General features: G+C 61.4%; 24 protein-coding genes. 17 read left to right on the top strand and 7 right to left on the bottom strand.

Translation table 11 applies throughout. The annotated features are described in order from the left end of the window. Positions 1-7: 7 nt before the first annotated feature. Positions 8-1,039 (bottom strand): CAP domain-containing protein, encoded by a 1,032-nt coding sequence (locus tag RF638_RS00560; RefSeq protein ID WP_368841202.1) that lies wholly within the window; start codon positions 1,037-1,039, stop codon positions 8-10. Between the two features lie 328 nt (positions 1,040-1,367). On the opposite strand from RF638_RS00560, the gene RF638_RS00565 reads away from it, so the two are divergent. The 4 genes from RF638_RS00565 to RF638_RS00580 all read left to right on the top strand — a co-directional run bounded on the left by RF638_RS00565 (position 1,368) and on the right by RF638_RS00580 (position 4,891). Next, positions 1,368-2,618 carry an MFS transporter gene (locus tag RF638_RS00565; RefSeq protein WP_368841203.1) on the top strand — a complete coding sequence of 417 codons (1,251 nt, stop codon included), beginning with the start codon at positions 1,368-1,370 and terminating at the stop codon, positions 2,616-2,618. After that, a complete protein-coding gene (locus RF638_RS00570; RefSeq protein ID WP_368841272.1) occupies positions 2,593-2,976 on the top strand; it encodes an ArsR/SmtB family transcription factor in 384 nt (127 codons plus the stop codon). Before RF638_RS00565 ends, RF638_RS00570 begins: the two co-directional genes overlap by 26 nt. Positions 2,977-3,026: 50 nt before the next feature. After that, positions 3,027-3,746: a response regulator gene (locus RF638_RS00575; RefSeq protein WP_368841204.1), complete on the top strand. Its 720-nt coding sequence runs from the start codon at positions 3,027-3,029 to the stop codon at positions 3,744-3,746. Positions 3,747-4,012: 266 nt separating this feature from the next. After that, positions 4,013-4,891: an ATP-binding protein gene (locus RF638_RS00580; RefSeq protein ID WP_368841205.1), complete on the top strand. Its 879-nt coding sequence runs from the start codon at positions 4,013-4,015 to the stop codon at positions 4,889-4,891. A 16-nt stretch (positions 4,892-4,907) separates the two neighbouring features. On the opposite strand, the gene RF638_RS00585 is transcribed toward RF638_RS00580, so the two are convergent. The 3 genes from RF638_RS00585 to RF638_RS00595 form a co-directional block, all read right to left on the bottom strand. Next, positions 4,908-6,092, bottom strand: a complete 1,185-nt coding sequence (locus RF638_RS00585) for a heparan-alpha-glucosaminide N-acetyltransferase domain-containing protein (protein ID WP_368841206.1) — start codon at positions 6,090-6,092, stop codon at positions 4,908-4,910. Positions 6,093-6,340: 248 nt separating this feature from the next. After that, positions 6,341-7,189, bottom strand: a complete 849-nt coding sequence (locus RF638_RS00590; RefSeq protein WP_368841207.1) for an EamA family transporter — start codon at positions 7,187-7,189, stop codon at positions 6,341-6,343. 56 nt (positions 7,190-7,245) lie between these two features. Next, positions 7,246-8,220, bottom strand: a complete 975-nt coding sequence (locus RF638_RS00595; RefSeq protein WP_368841208.1) for a pseudouridine synthase — start codon at positions 8,218-8,220, stop codon at positions 7,246-7,248. Positions 8,221-8,285: 65 nt separating this feature from the next. Here RF638_RS00595 and idi point away from each other — a divergent pair, with 65 nt between their 5' ends. From idi to RF638_RS00610, 3 genes are all read left to right on the top strand, one after another. Then, complete coding sequence (gene idi, locus RF638_RS00600; protein WP_344224912.1) at positions 8,286-8,828, top strand: isopentenyl-diphosphate Delta-isomerase; 543 nt, start codon at positions 8,286-8,288, stop codon at positions 8,826-8,828. A gap of 46 nt (positions 8,829-8,874) precedes the next feature. Further along, positions 8,875-10,047, top strand: coding sequence for a glycoside hydrolase family 76 protein (locus RF638_RS00605; RefSeq protein ID WP_344224911.1), 1,173 nt, complete (start codon positions 8,875-8,877; stop codon positions 10,045-10,047). 80 nt (positions 10,048-10,127) lie between these two features. Then, positions 10,128-10,670, top strand: coding sequence for an NUDIX hydrolase family protein (locus RF638_RS00610; protein ID WP_344224910.1), 543 nt, complete (start codon positions 10,128-10,130; stop codon positions 10,668-10,670). A 177-nt stretch (positions 10,671-10,847) separates the two neighbouring features. Here the strand turns inward: RF638_RS00610 and RF638_RS00615 are convergent, their stop codons facing one another. Together RF638_RS00615 and RF638_RS00620 are read right to left on the bottom strand one after the other, a co-directional pair. Further along, complete coding sequence (locus RF638_RS00615) at positions 10,848-11,225, bottom strand: hypothetical protein (protein ID WP_368841209.1); 378 nt, start codon at positions 11,223-11,225, stop codon at positions 10,848-10,850. Between the two features lie 120 nt (positions 11,226-11,345). Further along, positions 11,346-12,413 (bottom strand): FUSC family protein, encoded by a 1,068-nt coding sequence (locus RF638_RS00620; RefSeq protein ID WP_368841210.1) that lies wholly within the window; start codon positions 12,411-12,413, stop codon positions 11,346-11,348. Positions 12,414-12,495: 82 nt separating this feature from the next. On the opposite strand from RF638_RS00620, the gene tgt reads away from it, so the two are divergent. The 4 genes from tgt to RF638_RS00640 all read left to right on the top strand — a co-directional run bounded on the left by tgt (position 12,496) and on the right by RF638_RS00640 (position 17,751). Continuing rightward, positions 12,496-13,779, top strand: coding sequence for a tRNA guanosine(34) transglycosylase Tgt (gene tgt / locus RF638_RS00625; RefSeq protein ID WP_368841211.1), 1,284 nt, complete (start codon positions 12,496-12,498; stop codon positions 13,777-13,779). A 143-nt stretch (positions 13,780-13,922) separates the two neighbouring features. Then, positions 13,923-15,701: a biotin carboxylase gene (locus RF638_RS00630; RefSeq protein ID WP_368841212.1), complete on the top strand. Its 1,779-nt coding sequence runs from the start codon at positions 13,923-13,925 to the stop codon at positions 15,699-15,701. Position 15,702: 1 nt separating this feature from the next. Then, entirely contained in the window at positions 15,703-16,896 is a 1,194-nt protein-coding gene (locus RF638_RS00635) for a serine hydrolase domain-containing protein (RefSeq protein WP_368841213.1), read from the top strand. Continuing rightward, the gene (locus RF638_RS00640) at positions 16,897-17,751 is read left to right on the top strand and encodes an MBL fold metallo-hydrolase (RefSeq protein ID WP_344224903.1); all 855 of its coding nucleotides are present in this window, start codon (positions 16,897-16,899) and stop codon (positions 17,749-17,751) included. It abuts the gene before it with no gap. An 85-nt stretch (positions 17,752-17,836) separates the two neighbouring features. On the opposite strand, the gene RF638_RS00645 is transcribed toward RF638_RS00640, so the two are convergent. Next, complete coding sequence (locus tag RF638_RS00645; RefSeq protein WP_344224901.1) at positions 17,837-18,583, bottom strand: queuosine precursor transporter; 747 nt, start codon at positions 18,581-18,583, stop codon at positions 17,837-17,839. Positions 18,584-18,714: 131 nt separating this feature from the next. On the opposite strand from RF638_RS00645, the gene RF638_RS00650 reads away from it, so the two are divergent. The 6 genes from RF638_RS00650 to RF638_RS00675 all read left to right on the top strand — a co-directional run bounded on the left by RF638_RS00650 (position 18,715) and on the right by RF638_RS00675 (position 22,401). Continuing rightward, positions 18,715-19,542 (top strand): hydroxymethylpyrimidine/phosphomethylpyrimidine kinase, encoded by an 828-nt coding sequence (locus RF638_RS00650; protein ID WP_368841214.1) that lies wholly within the window; start codon positions 18,715-18,717, stop codon positions 19,540-19,542. A 228-nt stretch (positions 19,543-19,770) separates the two neighbouring features. Then, entirely contained in the window at positions 19,771-20,436 is a 666-nt protein-coding gene (locus tag RF638_RS00655; protein ID WP_368841215.1) for a TetR/AcrR family transcriptional regulator, read from the top strand. A gap of 59 nt (positions 20,437-20,495) precedes the next feature. Continuing rightward, positions 20,496-20,789, top strand: coding sequence for a type II toxin-antitoxin system VapB family antitoxin (locus RF638_RS00660; RefSeq protein WP_016997782.1), 294 nt, complete (start codon positions 20,496-20,498; stop codon positions 20,787-20,789). A gap of 148 nt (positions 20,790-20,937) precedes the next feature. After that, positions 20,938-21,663 (top strand): GAF and ANTAR domain-containing protein, encoded by a 726-nt coding sequence (locus tag RF638_RS00665; RefSeq protein ID WP_368841216.1) that lies wholly within the window; start codon positions 20,938-20,940, stop codon positions 21,661-21,663. Next, positions 21,660-22,010 (top strand): hypothetical protein, encoded by a 351-nt coding sequence (locus RF638_RS00670; protein WP_368841217.1) that lies wholly within the window; start codon positions 21,660-21,662, stop codon positions 22,008-22,010. Before RF638_RS00665 ends, RF638_RS00670 begins: the two co-directional genes overlap by 4 nt. 70 nt (positions 22,011-22,080) lie before the next feature. Further along, positions 22,081-22,401, top strand: a complete 321-nt coding sequence (locus RF638_RS00675; RefSeq protein ID WP_368841218.1) for a hypothetical protein — start codon at positions 22,081-22,083, stop codon at positions 22,399-22,401. Positions 22,402-22,414 lie beyond the last annotated feature (13 nt).

Genomic DNA, 22,414 nt, shown 5'->3' on the forward strand with positions numbered 1-22,414 from the left:
TGATTGGTCAGCGAGTGACCCACGTCCGACCTGTCACCGAGGACCAGTGGGCCACATAGCCGTTGGAGAATCGTTGCTGCACCTCGGTACCGACCCGGTATTCGTCCGTGGTGGGGTAGCCCCAACCGCGCTCGTATCCGGCCTTCTTCCAAGCGTTTCCAATCGCGCCAGTCTCGAGGACCGCGCGAGCGCCAGTTGCAGGCGACCACAGAATCTTGTGAACCGCGCCTCGGGAATTGCGGAAGCTTTGGTAAACGCCGCCGTTGATCAGACCGCCACGTTCGTTCATCGTTGGGGTTCCGACCACGCCGGTTCCACCCAGGGCACTATGGCGAGCCTTGATAGCGCCCTTGAGGGTGTAACCACCGATGGTTTGCGGGGCCGTTGAGTACGAGGGGGTCGTTTTATTGGATTGTGTCGCGACACCTCCGAGAAGACTTCCCGACACGGTGCTGGATACGTCCTTCGGACCCTTACCTTGCGGGAATCCATAGGACACCACGGTGCCCACCAGTCGCCACCCGGATCCGGTGCGGGACAGAGAACCATCCACGTGAGTCAGCCCAATACCGATGACCTTCATCTTCGGATCGGTCAGCACCTTGTTATGGCCGTGAGATCCTTTCCACCACTGCACAAGGTCAGTAACCGAGTTCCGGTACGAAAGAGCGTGGATTTCTCCCACCGCGTTGTAACCGGAGGCACGCGGATCGGTCATGAAGGTATTGCTGTGATTGATGACTTCCTGCTGGACAAGTCGGTTGGACTGCCCCTGGGCGATGCCGGACAGACTCGCCGAATACTTCACCGGAGCCAAACCCTTGGATGCACGGTGGGCATTGATTTGATTGAGCATGTTCTGTGCATCAGCTGCTCGGGTTGAAGCAGACACAGACACGATGTCGTTGGGGGCGGCGTTCGCGGGAACTGTGGTCGTCAGACCGCCGATCATGATGCATGCGGCAGTCGCCGATGCGAGCAGTCGGTTGCTCGATTTTTGTTTGAGGGCGGCGTGTTTGGGGGTGCGGTACTTGAACATCAGTATCGGGCCATTTCGTCGTCGGGCGCAGGGAAGCGCGCAGGGTCATCTAAGGACCAGACGAAATTGCGCGCGGAAACCCTGCGTCAAAGAAGCGGTTCAAAAAGAAGAGCACCGTCCACCGGGAGGTGGCTGGGGGAAGATCCACCATTGATACTACACAGATTGACGTTATGTTGTTGTTATCGATTACATGTAAATGAAAAATCGCATTCCCGGGAGATTTCCCCCATCACCTTGACGTTGACAGGGCGGGAGCTCAGTCGTACGTTTAATGTGCACACGTACGCACATATGCACAGATGAGGTCAGTCTCTTGCTCGCAGTCTTGAGGAATCGCACCTACAGGCACTTGTTCACGGCCCAGGTGGTGGCCTTGCTGGGTACCGGTCTGCTCACTGTTGCCCTGGGTTTGTTGGCCTTCGACCTGGCCGGGGCACATTCAGGCGCAGTGCTCGGCACCGCCCTGACCATCAAGATGATTGCCTACGTAGGAGTCTCTCCAGTGATCAATGCACTGGTGGCCAAGCTCCCTCCCAAACCAGTTTTGATCGGGGCGGATTTGGTTCGGGCAGCCATGGCGCTGTGCCTGCCATTCATCGCCGAGGTGTGGCAGATCTACATCGTGGTGTTCCTCTTGCAGGCTGCGTCGGCGACATTCACACCTGCATTCCAGTCGGTAATTCCTTCGGTGCTGCCGGCGGAACGTGACTATACGAACGCACTTTCCTTATCGCGCTTGGCCTATGACTTGGAATCATTGATCAGTCCGGCAGCTGCAGCGATCGCGCTCACTGTTTTCAGTTACCACGAACTGTTCATCGGCACCGCAGCCGGATTCGTTGTATCCGCTCTCATGGTGGCCACGACCGCGCTGCCCCTTTCCCGTACTGCAGCAAGTGCCGAAGGCTCGGTATGGCACCGCACGACATTGGGAGTGCGCATCTTCTTCGCCTCGCCTCGGTTGCGGTCACTCTTGGCATTGAATTTGGCGGTTGCTGCACCGACTGCCTTGGTACTGGTAAATACCGTTGTGTACGTCCGTGAGACCCTAGGACGCCCCGAGACGGACCTGGCAGTCGCCTTGGGTGCCTACGGGATCGGCTCGATGGCCATAGCCCTCGTCATACCGCGCCTACTGGAACGCTTCGAGACCCGAACCGTAATGCTCACGGGCGCCGGGATGATTCCCATTGCAATGATCGCAGCGTCGATATTGTCCTTCCGTATCGAGACACCCGCCGGGTGGATCACGCTATTGGTCCTGTGGGTGGTGCTGGGCGCAGCGAACTCCACGATCCTCACCCCTTCCGCGAGAGTGCTTCGCGACGCATCCGACGAACACACTCGGCCTTATGTGTTCACCGCCCAGTTCTCGTTGTCCCACGCCTGCTTCATCATTACTTACCCCGCTGCGGGCTGGATCGGAGCCCAAGTTGGCCTCGGGTGGGCGGCCGTTACTTTGACGCTCATCGCGACCCTGGGTGCCACGGTAGCTTTCATCACGTGGCCCCGCCCCGTTCATCAGGCAGAGATTTCCGCTGTAAGGGATGATGGGACTCGTGAACACCGCCGCTGAGAATCCTTCGTCCACACGGAAGACACCCTCTCTGATTCACTCCGTGACTCCGGGGCCACAATTACTCGACAGTGCCGCGGCCACGTTGCGCATGCTTGCGGAGCCCACGCGTCTGCATCTGTTGTGGCACCTTTCCCAAGGCCCCCACACGGTGACGGAGCTAGTGGATACAACGGGGGCATCCAGAACCGCAGTCTCCCAGCATCTGGCCAAGTTGCGTTTCTCGGGGCTGGTGGACGCCAAGAAAGACGGACGACACGTGATCTACTCCGTACCCGACGGCCACATGGTTCGACTGGTCAGGGAAATCGTGAACCACACGGATCACCAACTCACGGGTGAACCTTCCCACGATTAGTTGGGGCTTTATCACCCGGCAGTCGGTGAGCAATTCAGAAAGGAACTCATATGTCCCCACTTTCAAAGGGCCGAGTTCTGGTGGTCGACGATGATGTCGACCTCGCGCAGCTGCTCGAACGCTATCTGCTCAGAGCCGATCTGGACATCACTGTTCGTCATGATGGCAACGCCGCCGTTGATGCGGTCAATGACTTCAAACCGGATGTGATGGTTCTTGACCTTGGGCTTCCCGGCATAGATGGCATCGAAGTATGCCGACAGGTGCGCTCATTCTCAAACTGTCACGTCCTCATGCTGACCGCCCGAGATGATGAGGTCGACAAGATCGTGGGGCTCTCGGTCGGTGCCGATGACTACGTCACGAAGCCATTCAGCCCTCGCGAAGTTGTCGCTCGCGTCCAAGCCATGCTTCGTCGAGCACAGACTCAACCCGCGCCTGGTCCTACCAACCCTCCATCGAGCGATAAATCACTAACCGTTGGAGATTTGAAGGTCGATCTAGCCACTCGAGACGTCCTATTACGCGAAGAAATAGTCCTTCTCACTCGGACTGAATTCGAGTTGCTTGCACTTCTGGCCACTCATCCACATCAGGTGATTTCCCGCCGGCAAATGGTTGAGAGTGTCTGGGCCACAGCCTGGACAGGTGATCCACACCTGGTGGATGTTCACATCGGCAGAATCCGCAAGAAGCTCGGTGACGATGCTTCAAGCCCTCGGTTCATTCGCACCGTGCGCGGAGTCGGATATCGCATGGGTGACGGCTGATGGAGGCGAGCGCGACTGCCACATCCCGCTCTTGGGGATCTTTAACGGTTCGTCTGATGCTGGCCCAGATCACGGTGCTACTGGTTGGATTGGCCATCGTGGTCGTGGTCGCAGTGCTCATTGGCCCGACCATGTTCTACCACGAGCTGCTTGAATCGGGCCACGCGGACGAAGCCACTGGATTAGTACACCTGGAAGATGCATTCCGGTCCGTGAGCCTCACTGCCCTAGCCATAGGTGGACTACCGGCTCTCTACATTGCCGGAATGCTCACGTACTACCTCTACCGAGCCATTCGTCGGTCTCTCGGGTCCTTCAGTAACGCCGCGCAGGAGGTAGCTTCCGGAAACTACGACGTTCGTGTCACGTCAGCAAAGCTGGGCCCCGAATTCGAATCCTTAGCTTCATCATTCAATGAAATGGCGACCAAACTCGCGGCTGTGGACACCACCCGCCGACAAATGCTCACAGATCTTGCACACGAGATGCGAACACCACTGGCCAGCTTCAAGGGGCACCTAGAGGGAATTGAGGACGGAGTGGTCGAACTCGACGAGCGCACCCTGGGCATCCTCTACGCCCAAATCACCCGCTTGGAGAGATTGGCCCGTGACATCCGTCTGCTCACTGAAGCTGAAGAAGGAATGACACAACTACAATTCACGTCCCAAAACCCTCAGCATCTGGCGGCTCTGGCTGCTGCCGCCGTAGAACCCGTAGCCGCAAAGAAAAATGTGCTGGTAACTCTGGAGGACAGCGAACTCGAACTCGACGACTTTCCCATGGATTCCGTTCGTATGGAACAAGTCCTCGGAAACTTGCTCGAAAATGCCGTGCGGCATTCCTCTCCTGGTGGAGAAGTTATTCTCCGCACTACGTGCACCCCCGATACCGTCACGTTTTCCGTCACCGACACCGGGGAAGGCATCAGCACGAAAGATCTTCCGCATATTTTTGAGCGTTTCTACCGCGCACCCGTTGGAAGAGAAGCCCACCGAAGTGGCTCCGGGTTGGGCCTGGCGATCAGCAAAACAATTGCAGAAGCCCACGGTGGAACCGTGGAGGCCGCGAGCGAGGGCCCCGGTCGCGGCGCCAACTTCCAGGTTCATCTCCCACGCCGCTTGGTTCGAGGGCTAAACAGTTAACGCATTGTGCGCGTGATTAGGCCTGCTCACGGGGGTTGCCTCCGACCACAATCCGCCGCGCGCCCTTGACCGCTAGTCCGATGACTCGTTCCAGTGGTCCTTGTCCCAAACTCAGATACCAAACCACGGCGAATGCCGCAGCGACTGCCAAATGGATGACATACCACAAGTAAGGCTGATCGTAGTGAGCCTCGAACGTCAGAGCCACTAAGTGGGCCGTGTAAAGGGTAAGGGTCATTACCCCCATGGCTGTGAGGGGCAGAAGCCAGGCTTCAGCCTTACGGGCAATCAACAACAAGGCACCGAGTACCGCCATGCTGACACCCAGACTTGCCGCGATCGCCAGAGGGGTATTGCTGTGTGGAGTGGCAATGGAGAGCCACCATACCGTTGAGGTCGGTAATGAATCTGGCCCCCAAATCAGAACCTCAGCGAGTTCTTCCTCACCCATGTGCGAGGCATCCAGCAAACGCTGGTAACCACCCAACGCGTACAACAGCACATAGGAGGTGGCCTGGGCAAAGATCGCCGCGCCAATGCCAACGACCAAGAGCCAGATCTGGTTCTCCGTCTTACGCAGGTTCAGACGACCGATACCCAATCCGACCAGCAAATACGCCATGTAGGTCAGGGCAGGATAAGACCCGGTCAGCAACAGCTGGGATGCCGTGGCCGCGGGTTCAGCCATAACGGTACTCAGTGTTGGGTTATAGGAACTCCATGCTGGCAGGTCGTTGAGCAAGCTCTGCATGAGCAGAGGTGCCCCGATCCCGAAGATCGCCCCAAATACGAAGAGTGTTCTCGCTTGGAGATGCAAGAAGGGTATGGCCAATAGGAAGAACACCCCGTAGTAAATGAGGATGTTGTACGCGGGAGGGTCTTCCGGCATCAAGGTCCCGATCCAGAGACCCAGAGCAGTAATCAACACAGCTCGGACAGCTACACCAATCCGATCGGCGATCATTTTCTTACCCTCGTGCGGGTGCGTCCCTCCCGAGGTCAACGCCAGACCGACGCCTGCTAGCAGAGCAAACAGCGCGGCGGAATCGCCGGAGAAAAGTCTCCAGCTCAGGGTTGGCTCTCCCGTGTTCTCGTTCCAGGCGGGCAGGATGTGAATAGCCATCAATCCGACCAACGCTATCCCTCGTGCGGCATCGATTCCGACCAGCCTTCTGGATCGGCTCTTCAATGACTTTTCCACGTCTACCGTGCTACTGATCTCCGCCCGTGATGTTGTACCCATGTTTCCCCCTGAACATGACCGGCCGCTCGCCGGCGAAATTGGGCCCGTAGGCCAGATCCATGACCCCGTTTCATCGGCGGTCAAGCTACGTTCAGAGTCCCGCGCTGGCTTAACGCTCGTGTCACGAAAACCTCACAATCTCGTCAAGATTTCGACGGGCGCGCGAGAAGAGAGCCCTTTGTCCGGCGAGCTCCGGCACTCCCGGCTTATTGCGTCAACGAGATCGTCAGAATCGCACTGGCAGACAAGACCAATCCGACAACCTGCGGAAAGCTTGTTTTCTCGCGCAGCACCAGCATTGCAAGGGCGATCGTGATGGCGGGATAGAGCGAGATCAGTGCACTGCCGATAGAAAGTAACCCAGCCTGGAAGGCGAAAAGCATTGCTCCGTTGGCGATGACATCAAACCCACCAACCATGAGCGCGAGCAGGAGAGCTTTTCGATGCGGAAGGGCCAGCTGCTTAGATCCCACAGCTGCCAAGATAATCGCCATCGAGGCAGCTCCCCTGGCCGCGACGAGTGGCCACAGTCCCGTTCCTTCGGGGATCTGGTTGGTGAAGATGAAACTCAAAGCCATGCCGACGCCAGTTCCGATTGTGAGCCACGCAATTCGCGCCGTGAATGGCCGTGTGGCGGGGTAGGGCAGCTGCGGCTCACGACTCACCAGCAGGACGGCAACGACCGCCAACCCCACGCCTATCAAGGACCCCGTGCTCAACTGCTCGCCCAGGAATAGTCCCACCACCACGGGCAACACCGTCACGATGACGGCCGTCAGGGGCGAAATCACGTTCATCGGCCCCTGTGCCATGGCCGAGTAGAACCACACGGTCGCGAGGGCCATCACGACCCCGGACGCCGCACCCCACAGGAGAGAAGTCAGTTCGATTGGCTGCCCTACGAACGGTGCCGCCGCAGCAAAGATGATGAACGAAACTGGATACGCAATAAGCACCACGGACATTGCCCGCGAGTATCGGGAGGCAAGCCCTCCGACGAAATCACTGGCGCCATAGGCAACCGCAGAAGTAAGAGCCAGCAGAATCGATAACATCCGCGAAGAACCCCCTTCTACTTTGTACGGACGATGCCATGCAGCCGCGAGATCAACTACCCAACCACCGCCGCATGGCTACTCGGCGTCAGCCGTGAATTGATGGTCACCGGCTCCCCCGTCATCGGGTGCACGAATGTCATGGATCGCGCGATCAACTGCATGGGGTTGTCCGGGTCCTCCACGTCGAAATCCTCCCGTGGCACCGGGTACAGCTTGTCCCCTCGCAAGGGCAGCCCTAATGACGTCATGTGCACACGGATCTGGTGGGTACGCCCGGTCAGTGGCCGCACTTCGTAGAGCCCCCACTCACCAGCCGTATCCGAGAAGGAAGTCAGCAACCGGATATCCGTGATCGCGTTGACCTCTCCCGGATCCTCGCGGGCCTGCAACTCCCCCTGCGTCTTGTTGATCCGAGATTCCACGCGCACCGGCTCGGCACCAACGCGATCGTTGAGCGAAGCCACTGCCCAATACGTCTTGGACACCGAGCGCTCCTCGAACATCTTGTGGAACGCCCCGCGGTCCTCGCGCCGCTTGCACAGCAACAGGACACCGCCGGTGGAACGGTCCAGCCTGTGCAGTGCGGAAATCTCATCGTTGGCGAACTGCACTCGCCCGGCCACCACCGCGCTACGACGCACGTTTTCTCCCTTGGGGGTACTGCACAGCCCGTGCGGCTTGTCCACGGCGATGATCCACTCGTCCTCGTAGAGCACGTCCAAGGTGACGGGAGCGGCGTCGTCGTCGGGAATGGGGCGATGGAACCACACCGAAGCGCCAGGAACGTAGGGCGAAGACGGTGTGACCACCGCGCCGTCGTCGGAACGAACGTGACCTGCCGTGACCTCGTCCGCGAACCACTCGGCACTGTCTGGGAAGCGTTGCGTCACGTACGAAACAGCGGTCGCGGGCAGCGAACCAAGGGACACAAGCACCGGATCCGGTGCGCCCGGCCCCGGCATCCGAACCCGTGTGGGACCCACCCCGCGGTCCATGGGCAGGGGCGGTGCCGTGCGTCGTTTCCTCATATCGTGTGAGACCTGCCAGCTACCATTGCCTGGAACCTAACACACCACTTTTGAGGCGGCCCATCGTGACCCAGCAGACCACCGCGGAGCACGTGGTGCTCCTGGATGACCAGCACCAGCCCACCGGCACCGCGCTCAAGTCGGAGGTCCACACGGAGGACACTCCACTGCACCTCGCGTTCTCGTGCCACGTGCTCAACACCAAGGGCGAGGTCCTGGTGACCCGCCGGGCTCTGAGCAAGAAAACCTGGCCGGGCGTGTGGACCAACAGCTTCTGCGGTCACCCGGGCCCGGACGAGCCCTTTGAGGCGGCCATCGCGCGCCGCGCGCAGCAGGAACTCGGTTTGGAGATCCGCGACATCGCCCCCGTGATTCCGGAGTTCAGCTACCGCGCCACGGACGCGTCCGGGATTGTGGAGAACGAGTTCTGCCCGGTGTTCGTGGCGATCACCGATTTCGAACCCGAGCCTGTGGAGTCCGAGGTCGCCGAATACGCGTGGGCCTCACCCCAGGACCTGGCCGGCGCCGTGCAGCGCGCCCCGTTCGCGTTCAGCCCGTGGCTCGTCTCGCAGATCGCCGAACCGGAGTTGCAAGCGCAGCTCGGCTAGGCCGATAGGCTCGCACCGTCCCGTTTTCCGGCTCAGGAGCACTTCCATGTCCGATTCCCCTGCGTACCGCGCCGCCAAAGCAGCGCACTCCGTGGATCATCTGTTCGGCTCCCGCGCCTTCGGCATGCCGGGTACCTACCTGGGCGCCGTGGCCTTCCCGCACCCGCGCATGGGCCCGTGGCACTACTGGTGGCAGGCCCACCTACTCGACGCGTTGGTCGACGCCGCCGCCCGCGAGCGCCGAGCCGGCAGTGATGACGACGCCGCCCGCCTCCGTTCCCGCGCCCACCGACTGCTGCGCGGCATGGCCATCCGAAGCGGTGGCAGGGTCACCAACAACCTGTTCTTCGACGACATGGCCTGGCTCGCCCTCGCCCTGGGGCGTTTGCGCGAAGAGGACCTCCAAGCCACTGGCGCGTGCAGCAAAGATGTACTCAGCGCGGGCAGTTCGCTCATGACCCGCCTCCAATCGGGTTGCGACGACAACCTGGGCGGCGGTACGTGGTGGAACACCACCCGCGACTACAAGAACACCGCCGCCACGGCTCCTACCGCACTCGCGCTGCTGCGCACCCACCACGTGGCGGAAGCCCGCGACCAACTGACCTGGTTGTTCGACACCCTGTGGGATGACGGCCGCGGGGCTTTCCTGGACGGCATCCGCTTGGTCGCCGCCGGTTCCGGCACGGAAACCACTTCCGTGGATCGCGCGCTGTACAGCTACAACTCCGGACCGGTGCTCGGCGCCGTGCTGGAACTGGCAGAGATCACCGAAGACACAGCTGAACGTCAGTCGTGGCTGGACCGCGCCGCCGCCATCGTCCACGGTGCGGCGCAGCAGTTCACCGAAGAAGGCCCACATGACAAGCCCGTCCTGCGCGCTCACGGCGGCGGGGATGGCGGCCTGTTCATGGGGATCCTGGCGCGCTATCTGGGCGAAGCGGCGTCGTCGCCCCTGCTGGCCCCGGATGCACGGGACCTGGCTCGTGAACTGGTTGAAGAGACTGCCGGGGCGCTGTGGGAGGGTCGGCGTGAATTCGACCCCGACGAGGATTTCTCCAAGCCCGGCTCCCGGCGGGAGGAGGGGGAGACCGTGGCCGTCTTCTCTCCCGTTCCGGCGCGCCACGCCAACGAGGCCCAGCGCGTGGGTGCCCCCGTGGAACTCGGCACGCAAGTACAGGCATGGACCGTTCTGGAAGCCGCCGCCCTGCTCGCGTGAGGTTCGGCTGTGCGCTGAACCACCCCGTGAATCCGACTCGCGGCATAGCCCAAAAGGGTGTGCTGCGGTAGAAACACTGTATGAGTTCTGTACGTACTCCGGACCCCAATCCAGGCTGGCTCAGCGAAGAGGATCTCGATCACGCCCGATCGCTGCTGCCCATCGTGTACATCCAGGCCATTCCCGTGCGCTTGGACCCTCTCGGCTGCATTTCCGAGATCGGCCTGCTCCTGCAGGGGACCTCGGAGGGCCACATGGTGCGCACGTTCGTCTCCGGACGCGTGATGTACCGCGAGACGGTACGCGCGGCACTGCTACGGCACCTCGAGAAGGATCTCGGTTCGCTCGCGTTCCCGCAGATGCCATCCTCCACGGTCCCGTTCGCGGTCTCCGAGTTCTTCCCGTCCCCGTCCGAGACGGGCCTAACCGATGACCGTCAGCACGCGGTGGCATTGAGTTACATCATTCCCGTGCGCGGTGAATGCGAGCCTCGCCAGGACGCACTGCAGTTGTCGTGGATGACCCCTGAGGAAGCGCTGTCCGAGGAGGTCCAGGGTGAGTTCGAGGGTGGCCGCGGGGATCTGATCCGCCAGGCCATCGCGCACGCAGGTTGGGGTCGCTGAGCCTCACCGACGACGCCGCTCGGTTGCGTTTCGCGCGCTTTCTCGTCCGAAAGCACTCGCCCTCGGACATCTGAGGTCGAGGATCGCAGCTGAACATTTAGGACAGAGGAACGCGCCTGAAACCCGGCGTTTTCTGCGAACTTGTGCCAGAAATGTCACCGGGGAGCACCGCGCTTCCTATGCGCTGCGCGCCGCCTGGGCAGCGGCGGTGAACCAAATGATCCCGAAGACCACCAGCGTGCCCGCGGAGTAGAACCAGTACTGCGGCACCAGGTAGAAGAAGGCCACGGACTGAGCCAGGAGAGACAACGGAGCGATCCGCCCGGTCTGCGACAGCGCCTGGCGCTCCATCGCACGCTCCCGCTCGTCCGCGGGCTCGAAGGTCTGCACGCGCTCTCGATCCGATGAATCACGCCAGCGGGCCATCCGAGAGGTCAGCCACCAAGCTGCTGCCACGAGCAGCGTGATGAGCGCATTCAGCCAGTTCCCCTGCACCGCAGGGATCATCGCGGCAAGCACCAGAATTGCGATGATCGCCCGGTTCGTCCCGGACACCGACCATCTGCCGCGGTCGGCCGTGAGGCTGTCGCTGTTGTTCAGTTCAGTTCAGTTCAGTGTTCAGGGTGTGCCGGGTCATTAAAGGAGCTTTCCATTCGAATGTTTTGGAACGAGCGGCTAGTCCCTCGGTTCCTCACCATTGGTGGCCTGGCGAATCAGGGGGACCGCTCGGGTATCTGCTTCGCGCTCCGAACGGGACCGGAAGAAGTACACGACCGCCAAACCGCATACCGCACCGATCACGGTTTCCACCGCGCGTGCCTGCAGCAGAGACACCGTTTCCACCGGGTGCACCAACTGCGTCATGAGCAGAGCCAGCGGGGTGATGAACAACAGCGCAATCGAATAATTACGCCCCACGAACAGCTCCGCCAGGAACTGCAGGATGATCACGAACACCACGATGTGCCAGGTTTCCAACTGCATCGACAGCAGGAACGCGGTGACACCCACACCACCCAGCGTGCCGACCATGCGGTGCACCCCGCGCTGCAGCCGTGCGCTCAGATCCGGGGCGGCAATCGGGGCCGCGGCGGCAACCATGGCCCAGTAGCTGTGGGACATCCCGCTCATCACGCCCAAGGCACCGGCAACGGAAGTGGCCAGGAAAAACCGACCGGCGTGGGACCACAGCTGAGTGGTGGTCAGTCCGTGGTGAGCGGGAACCGGGGCGATGGGCCCCTGAATTCCTTCCCCTACCCACTTGGCGCCCAACCCGAGCACCACGGAGAGCCCCGCGGACAACGCAGCAATCAGCGCAGCGAGCCACACTGGTGCGGCATCCGGAAGAGAGCCCACGGCACCCACGGCAAAGATGAAGAACAATGATCCGGCCGGTTTGAGATTCAAGTACGCCGCTAACAGGGCGCCCAGGCCGGCGACCACTGCGGTGATCCCCAGCGTCACAACCTGTGCGACACCCAGGTTGGACAGCAACGCACCCAACAGCACGCACACCACCAGGATGAGACCGGCCTGCGATTGGTGCTTGAAGCGATCCCTGATTGGTTCGTTGCGCGCATAAATGGAGGTGAACGCGCCGAACGCCGCGTAGATCGCCAGGTCCGTCCGGTCCAAGGCCAACAAAACCAACAAGGGTATGGCCACGGACAGCGCGATGCGCGCCGCCGGGATGTGATCCCTCTGGGATGGCGGAAGGGCGAAAAACTGGGCAACCGTGCTCACCTGGGTGCGGCCTACCTTTCTGTCTGGAACGTTGAACCGGGCCCATTCTCTCGCAGCTCGCCGGAACCGGCACAATGGTGTGGTGCCTACGCCCAGTACCGAAACATCCAGCGCTCCATTCAGCTTCGAGATCGAGACCCGCCTGCGGGACAGCTCATCCCCCTCGCCAGAACAGATCGAAGGTAACGGGGGCCAGTTCCAGGGCCGCACCGGCACTATCCACACTCCGCACGGCGACATCCAGACACCGGCGTTCATCCCCGTGGCCACCCAAGCCGCGGTCAAGGCCGTACTGCCGGAGTCCATGGCGGACGAGGGCGCTCAGGCCATGCTCGCGAACGCCTATCACCTGTTCTTGCAGCCCGGCGACGACATTCTCGATGCCGCCGGCGGGCTCGGTAAGTTCATGAACTGGCCCGGCCCCACCTTCACCGATTCGGGTGGCTTCCAGGTCATGTCCCAAGGTTCAGGCTTGGGCAAGGTCATCGACATGTCCACGGTCAAAGAACCGCTCGGTGACGACGACGTCGCCAAGGGCCAGGAACGCATGGCCAACGTTGATGACGACGGCGTGTGGTTCCGTTCTTACATCAACGGCGACCTTCACCGCTTCACGCCGGAAATTTCCATGCAGATCCAGCACAACCTGGGCGCGGACATCATGTTCGCCTTTGATGAGCTCACCACGCTTCATAATTCCCGGGGCTACCAGGAGGAAGCCTTGGAACGGACGCGGCTGTGGGCCCTACGCTGCATCGCCGAGCATGAGCGCCTGACGGAAGAACGCTCTCACAAGCCGTACCAGGCGCTGTTCGGAGTCATCCAGGGCGCTCAGTACGAGGATCTGCGCCGCAAGGCATGCCGGGATCTTGCGACCATGGGATTCGATGGCTTCGGAATTGGGGGTGCATTGGAAAAACAGCAGTTGGGCACAATTGTTCGTTGGTGCACGGAAGAGTTGCCGGAAAATACTCCGAAACATCTTTTGGGAATTTCCGAACCCGATGATATTTTCACCGCCATTGACAACGGCGTGGACACATTCGACTGTGTTTCACCTACTCGCGTGGCCCGCTCCTCGGCCGTTTACTCACCCACCGGACGATTTAACCTGACCAACGCCCGTTTCGCCCGGGACTTCACACCCATCTCCGAAACCTGCCCGTGCTACACGTGCGCCCACTACACTCGGGCATACCTGCGCCATTTGTTCAAGGCCAAGGAACGCAACGCCGCGACCCTGGCTTCCATCCACAACGAGCGGTTCATCCTGGACGTGGTGTCCGGAGCGCGGGACGCCATCAATCACGGGAATTATTTCGAATACCGAGATGAAACTCTCAGAAATTACTATCAATTGCAATGATCACCTTACTGCTCATCACGCTCAGGCGGTCCCGAATTGTGAAATCTTCCTTCGCAATTCACGGGACACGCCTCCGTGTGTTGTGCGCCACAATCACGGACCTGTATAAACGGGAAATACAACGATCCAAAGGGGTGGTCAGAATGACCGAGAACAAGGACCAAGACGGCGGGGGCTCGGCTTCCACGCCCTCACCAGCGCAGGACGCGGCTGAATCGGGTGTAGGGGAAACGCTCGCTGGCACTCCTGCCAATGAGCCTGTGGACGGCGCATTCAAAGCACCACCCACCGGTGGACTCTCTCTGGTGGATCACCGCGAGGGCGAGCAGGCCGAACAGCCGGCCAAGGGTGTAGTACCCGGCCGGCCTGCATCCGTGGACGAATCCCACGAGGTCACGGCCGGAGGCTACGGCGTGGGCGTTGATGCCAAGTACGTCCCGGCCAGCATGGCCGGACCCACACGTCGAGTGCTGCGCAACATCTCTGAGGTGCGCCACTTCTTCCGCGTCAACGACACACCCGTGTTCTTCGTGGGAGCCACCCCGTTCAACCTTCTGGGACTGGATCGTTGGGTGCGCAACCTCTCCTACATCTCCTTTTACGACGGCTGGGACGGCGCGCACCCGCGCATCTTCACCCCCAAGAACAAGCCCGCGCGTGAATTCGAATCCGGCGAAGACATCAACAACTGGCTTCTGCGCCATCATGAGGTGCGAGCCCTCATCGATTCCCGCACGCCGCGCGGCACCCGCCCCAAGATCGCCTTGGTGTTCTTCAACGAAGAAACCGAGGAAATCTGCGAGGAGCTCGGCTACGACTTGATCCTGCCCAAGGCAGAATTGCGCGAAATGCTGGACTCCAAGTTGATCACCACGCGCCTCGGCAATGAGGTGGGTGTGCCTTCGGTTCCGAATATCCTCACCACGGTGGACTCGTGGGAAGAGCTCAAGAAAGAAACCACCGAGAACAAGCTCGGCACGGATCTGGTCGTGCAGACCGCCTACGGCGATTCCGGCAAGACCACGTTCTTCATCGATTCCGAAGAAGACTGGGACCAGCACAAGGACGAGATCGTTGGCCAAGAGGTCAAGGTCATGAAGCGCATCAACAACTTCCCCGTTGCGGTGGAAGCGGTTCGCACCGATGCCGGGACCATTGTGGGCCCGTTTATGACGGAGCTGACCGGGTACCCCGAGCTGACCCCCTACCGCGGTGGTTGGTGCGGCAACGAGACGTTCCCGGACGTGCTCGACGACGAGACTCGAGCTATTGCCTCGGACATGGTCCGCCGGTTGGGCGACCGCCTGGGCGAGGAAGGCTACATGGGCTTCTTCGAGGTGGACGTGCTCATCGATCTGGACACCAAGGACGTGTACCTGGGCGAGCTGAATCCACGGATTTCCGGGGCCACCTCCATCACCCAGGTCACCGCCGGCGCCTACGCTGACGTTCCGCTGTTCCTGTTCCACCTGCTGCAGTACATGGACGTAGAACTGCAGCTTGACGTGGACGAGATCAACGAACGCTGGGCTGAACTGGCCGCCGTTGATGTGTGGAGCCAGGCCGTGGTCAAGGAAATCTCTCCGGGTGTGGCACGCATCGACAAGGCACCCCGCACGGGCCAGTACTTCGTGGATGCTGACGGGGGCCTCGTTTACCGCCGCCCGGCGCTAGACTGGCACCAGCTTCAGAACTCGTCGGAAGTCTTTTTCATGCGGATCTACGGTCCCGGCGAGTTCCGTTGGAAGGGCGCAGATTTGGGCATCATTGTCTCGATCGGGCGGTTGCAGCGTGACACCGGCAATGGCACCGCGCTGAGCATTCGAGCCAAGCACTTGATCGAATCCTTCCGTGACATGTACACCGTGACTCCCCTGGTACGTCCAGCAGGGGCCAAAGGATCCGCAGGTTTGAAGGCCTAGGTTGCTCAGCGAGACCAGCGGCTCCCCGGGTATGGGAGTCACTCTCAACAACTGGCAGACCCCCGAGCAACTCGCGTGGTCCTTCCAGCACATTGCGGACATCCTGCCCACCGCAGCCATTTCGCGCGCCGCGGCACCGGCAGCCCCGTTCGAGAGTGCTCCCGCACCCGTGGAGAACCTTCCCCTTGTCACGGTCGACGGCCGGTTCCTCACCGTGGGCGAAGTCATGGACTGGACCTACACGGACGGTTGGCTGGTCGAGCACGACGGCAAGATCCTCGCCGAGCAATACCCCAGCGGCATGGCTCCGAACACCAAGCATTTGCTGATGTCCGTGAGCAAGTCCCTGGTGTCCCTGGTGGCAGGCTCCCTGTGGGGCTCGGGTCTTCTGCACTTGGATGCGCCCGTGACCGCTTATGTGCCTCAGTTGGCATATTCGGGATATGCCGGTGCCACGGTGCGCAATCTCTTGGACATGCGTACCGGCGTGCGCTTCTCCGAGGAATACACGGATCCTGATGCCGAGGTTCGCCAGCTCGAGGAAGCCATCGGTTGGAAGCCCTGGACACACCCGGGCCCACGCAGCATGTACGAGTTCCTGCTTGGCTTGAAGAAGGTCCGCGAGCACGGCGGTGTGTTCGAGTACCGTTCCGCAGAAACCGACGTCCTTGGTTGGGTCTGCGAAGCAGCCGGCGGTGCCCGCATGCAGCAGTTGATGTCCCGCATGCTGTGGAGCCGTATCGGCGCTGAAGAGGACGCCAACATTGGCGTGGACAGCACCGGAACCGGCATGTTCGACGGTGGTATTTCCGCCTCGCTGCGCGATATCGCCCGCGTGGGCCGTGTGGTCCTGGGTGACGGAGTTTCCATGACCGGCGCTCGGGTCACCCCCGCGGAATGGATCTACGACACCATGGCCGGTGCCCCGGATTCTCGCCAGGTCTTCGCCGACTCCCCCACGGACACCCGCATGCCCGGAGGCATGTACCGCAATCAGTTCTGGATTCCGCGGGAAGGTTCGGACGTGATTCTGGCTCTGGGTATCCACGGTCAGATGATCTACATCAACCGCCCTGCACGCGTGGTGGCCACCAAGCTTTCCAGCTGGCCGGTCCCCCAGGATGCGTGGATGTTGTTGACCACCCTCACCGCTTTCGACACGATTGCCGCGGCCGTGCAGGAGAACCGAATTTAAATGGTTCCGGACCAACCACACGTCCAGCCCGGCGAGTTGCGCCGGGTCAGCGCGTGCGCGGGTGTGATCCTGGCACCCAACCCGGGCCCTATGACGTTGGACGGCACCAACACCTGGATTCTGTCCGCGCCCGGCTCAGACCCGGAGCATCCCACGTACGGCGCTCACCCCTCGGCCCAGGGCCGTGGTTCGTGGCCCGGCAGCGACATCGTAGTCGTGGACCCGGGCCCCGAGGACCTGGGACATCTACGGGCCATTGCGAATGTGGGCAACGTGGTGCTGATTCTGATCACCCACCGGCACGGGGATCACACGGACGGTATCGACCGGTTGCACAAGCTGACCGGCGCTCCGGTGCGCGCTGTACTTTCCGAGCACTGCCGCGACGGAGAGCCCCTCAGCGATGGGGACACCATTGTGGCCGCGGGCATGCGCATCCAGGTCATCGCGACCCCGGGCCACACCTCGGACTCCGTGTGTTTCAGGATTCCGCACGATGAGCCGGAAACTGTGATCACCGGTGACACGATCCTGGGTCGCGGCTCCACGATGATCGATCACCCGGACGGCTCTCTGGGCGATTACCTCCGCTCGCTCAATCTCTTGGCGCAGCATTCGGGTGCCATGGTGCTACCCGCCCACGCCGGGCCCCTGCACGACATTCAGGAAATTTGTGAGGAGCTCACGGAGCACCGCTTGGAGCGGCTGGATCAGGTCCGCTCGGTGCTCAATGACTTGGGTAGCAACACCAGCCTCGGCGCCATCACGGACGCCGTTTACGCGGATGTCCCGGACGGCGTACGTCGGGCGGCCGAGCATTCGATCGCAGCGCAGCTCGCCTACCTGGGCTACTGACTGGCGGTAACCCTGGGTTTCACGACCCGGTCTCTGGCCCGGCCGCTCCCCGGTAAGGCATCGGGAAACGGCGGAGGGCCGCGAGCTAGTTTCGGGTTTCGACGCCGTTCTGCACCGGCCCATAGCTCGGCTCACGGCGCTTGATCCATCCGATCACCGCGTAGGTCACGGGCATGATGAGCACCTCCACCAGGCACTTGTACACGTAGCCCACGATCACGTAGTTGAAGAACCCTGACCACGAGTCGATGCCGATGATCGGCGCGGCGATCGAGCAGAAGATGATGGTATCCACCAGCTCCCCCACCATGGTGGAACCGATCAGGCGGGCCCACAGGTGCTTCTCCTTGGTCTTGGCCTTGATCCTGACCATGACAAAGGCGTTGAGCAACTGACCCACCAGGTAACCGAGCAATGAGCCGACCACAATCAACGGAACGGGGCCCAGCACGGCCTCGAAGGCGGACTGGTTCTCGTAGAACTCGGCCGGCGGCAGGATGATCACGATCCAGAACACCGCGGAGGAGAACGCCCCGAACACGAAGGACGTGATGATGGCCTTCCGCGCAGCTCTGAAGCCATAGACCTCGGAAACCACGTCACCCAGCACGTAGGCCAAGGGGAACAGGAAGAACCCGCCGTCCGTGATGATGGGACCGAACTCCACGCCCTTGGTCGCGCCGATGTTGGAGAGCACCAGGATTACGCAGTAGGCGGCCAGAATCAGGTCGAAGTAGGTGCGGGGCCGGCGAGCAAAAGCGGGGCCGGCGGCGTCGGCCGCGACCGCGGTTGCGGAAACGTCACGGCTGACCGGGGTGGCGGAATTGGGCACGACAAACTCTCCACGAAATCAAGGGGACTGGTGCTGACGTCGTCTGCCACCCGGCGTCGTGGATCAGTGTAATGGTTACGCCTGTTGCATTGAATTCGCGAGCACGGGGATGACAGGAGCACAATATGCCCATGACTAAACTTTCCCGCCCGCAGCCTCCCGTTGCCATGACGATCGCCGGTTCCGAAGTCACCGGTGGAGCCGGCGCGCTTGCGGATATCAAGACCTTCACTTCGCTGGGCGTTTTCGGCTCCCTGGCGCTGACCTGCATTGTCGCGTTCGATCCCGAGAATGATTGGGCCCACCGCGTCACTCCCGTGGACCAGGAAACGCTGGCCAATCAACTGCAGACTATTTCTGCCGCGTATGACCTGGATGCCGTCAAGATCGGCATGCTCGGCTCCCCGGACACCATTCACACCGTGGCCAAGGCCATGACGGAGCTCAAGCCGCGCCACTTGGTGCTGGATCCCGTCCTGATCTGCAAGGGTCAGGAGCCCGGGGCAGCCCTGGACACGGACCAGGCACTCAAGGCTGAGGTGCTGCCGTTGGCCACGTTCGTGACGCCCAACCACTTCGAATCGTTGTCGCTGTCGGGCATGAACGAGATCGACAACGTGGAGGACCTCAAGGAAGCCGCCAAGCGCATCCACGATTCCTCCGGAGCCACCGTGCTGGCCAAGGGCGGCGTGCGTTTGTCCGGCCCGGACGCCGTAGATGTCTTCTACGACGGCTCCGAGCTCGAGGTACTCAGTGAACCCAAGGTGGGCGAGGTCCCGGTCTCGGGTGCGGGCTGCTCGTTGGCCGCCGCGGTTGCCGCCGAGCTGGCCAAGGGCGCGTCCGAGATCGACGCCGCTCGCACCGCCAAGGCGTTCGTTTCCGCCGGCATCCGCCACCGACTCGATTCTCACCTCCCGTTCGAATCCCTGTGGCAGGGCGGGCTCGCCGCCGAGTCCTGACTCCCACGATCGACGACGCCGCGCGCACCGGTTCCCCGCGCTGGGGGCCAGCGAGCGCGGCGTCGTCGGCATTCGGGGCACAAGCGGGACGTTTCCTGAAAGGTCTCAGTGAGATTGCTGCGCCTGGATTACATCTGGCACCCCGTGCCGTTGAATGTAATGACAGACCGTCACCCGCCTAGGTCAGAGCTTCCCCGCTTTACTGACAGAATCAGATAAGGTGTCATCATGCCCCGCATTACAGCCTCCAGTAACGCCGCCCAGCGAGAGCGCACTCAGCGTTCGATCCTCACCGCGTTTGGAGAACTGCTCTACACCCAAGGGCTCACCGATCTGACCATGACCCAGGTGGCAAAGACCGCGGGCGTGGGGCGCACCGCCGTCTACAACTACTTCGCGGACATGGGTGAGCTGCTGGTCGCCTATGCGCTGGACGAGACCGAACGGTTCGTCGCGGATCTGGAGCGGGATCTGACCGAGACCGACAATCCCATCGATCAGTTGGGCATCTACGTACGGGCACAGCTCGAGGACATGAGCCGCCGTCATTTGCCCCCCGGCGAGGCGATGAAGACCGTGCTCGCACCCGAGGATTTTGCCAAGCTGGGCGCGCACGTGGGCAAGCTCCAAGGGGTCCTGGTGGGCATCCTGGAACGCGCCATGTCCGAGGGCTACCTCCCCCGTACCGATCCCGCCCAGCTCACCCAGCTCGTGCACGGTTCACTCGCGTCCACAGCGGACCGCAGTCATGGCGCCGAGAGCGAGCGAGCTCAGAAGGAACGGACCGATGCGACCGTTCTGTTCATCCAGCGTGGCCTGGGCGCCCAGTTCGATCAGAACTTCCGCCCCGTTCAGTTGCCTTTGGCGCGACCGGCCTTGAGTGTGGTTTCGTAAGAAGTCCCCCCATCGGAACCGCACCTCATCGCAGGAGCGCAACACATTAGGCTGAACCAATGATCTTCAAGGCCGTGGGCGATTCACGCCCCTACCCCGAACACGGCCTGGTCACACCCTCTGACTGGTCGAAAATTCCACCCAAGCAAGTGAGACTCGCCGACCTGGTGACCACGCAGTCCATGCTGGATCTGTCAAAACTCCTGGACGCCGATTCCACTTTTTTCGGTGACCTTTTCCCGCATGTCGTCTCCTGGAACGGCACGCTTTACCTGGAGGACGGCGTTCACCGTGCCCTCCGTACCGCACTCCACCATCGCTCGGTCATCCACGCGCGGGTGCTCGAACTCTAAGAATCACCTGTCACCTTCCCGAGTGAAACCGCACTTCCCGAGTACAGTGGTTCATAAGCTGATTTCTGACTTCGGCCGGGAACTCACATATCACTTTGGGGCAGATGCCATCCCACTCTGACCGGCCACCCAAAGAACGGCGCACATCATGTCATTTGATTCCACACCCGTTGAACTCAGTAGGATCTTCGCGCACCTGTCCGGGATGATCCTGAACGAGAAGGACGCCACCTCCGCGGCGAGCAAACTCGCTTGGGCCGCTCATCAGACCGTTCCCTCCGCAGCCGGCGCCGGCTTCTCCCTCCTCGATGAAGACGGCAAGCGACTATCCAGTGCTTCCACCGATCCCACCGTGGAGGCGGTCGACGCTCTGCAATACGAATTGGGACAAGGCCCCTGCTTGAGCGCATGGGCTACCGGCGATCCCCAACGTGTAGACGACACCGCCACCGAAACCCGCTGGCCGGATTGGATCGGGGCCGTGTCCTCCATGGGGATCGGATCGATCCTGAGCTCCCCCATGATTTACCGAGGACGTCATGTTGGTGCCTTGAAGGTCTACGCGGCAGAGTCCCATGCCTTTGGCGAGACAGAGGTGCACCTTCTAGGTTTGCTGGCCGATGCCGCTGCCACACTGCTGGGCACAGCGCAGAGCATCGACACTCCGGTGCGACTGAGTAAAGCATTGACGGACGCCTTGACCACACGGGACACCATCGGTTTGGCTGCGGGTGTCCTCATGGCTCAGGAGCATCTGAACCGGGATGTAGCGCGCACCCGTTTGCTGGAACGGGCGAGAACCAGCAATCGCCGCGTCATCGACGTGGCCTCCGAAATCTTTACTGATTGGGAGAAGCAGGGCGAATCACCGTGAAATCATATGAGTCCGATGACGCTTCTGTCGGCTACGAACAGGCACGACAGTTATTGGCGACCATGCGCGCAGCCAATATAGACCAAGGTCGCTTGTGGCTGTACTTCTTCAGCATTGGTGGGAGCATCAGCGAGTTCGAGATGGACGCCTTCCTCCACCACTCCTTGGTCCTGCCGCGCCTCCAACGCGACCTCCTCGCCCAAGCCGCTAATGAACTCCTCGTAGAGCAGGCTCCCCCTCGGGCTCCGTACTCGGCCGATATCCTGCGCCGTCGAACCTCACCGGTTGACGGGCCGACTCCCGCTGAACGGGAAGATCCTGAGGGCAAAGAGGTCGTGGAAGACTAGACTGGGCTGAAACTTCTGGCCCCGAATCGATCCGTTCGGGGAGTTCGGCACAGCTGCAAAGGAGCAGTCCATGACCAACCGCGAGGCCGACGACCTCTCCCACGAGCAGATCCAACAACTGCTGCTCGACAGTGAAAAAATCTCCGAATTTCTCAACACCTTCACGGTCAACCTGGCCCGGACTATTTCCGATAACCGGAACGAGGTCTATTGCTCAGTGACCCTGTTGCGCCCCAAGCGCACCACTCCAATGGCTTCTTCGCACGAGCTCCTGGAAGACCTCGATGAGCTCCAGCTCCACCACGGGGATGGCCCCTGCCTGACCGCTGCCCGGGACAAGCAGGTGGTGTACGTGCCCGACACTCGAACCGACACTCGCTGGCCCGAGTAAGAGAAGGCTGCTG

Origin of the sequence: Kocuria sp. CPCC 205235 (genome assembly GCF_040980905.1) — a bacterium.
In the GTDB taxonomy this organism is placed as follows: Bacteria; Actinomycetota; Actinomycetes; order Actinomycetales; family Micrococcaceae; genus Kocuria; species Kocuria carniphila.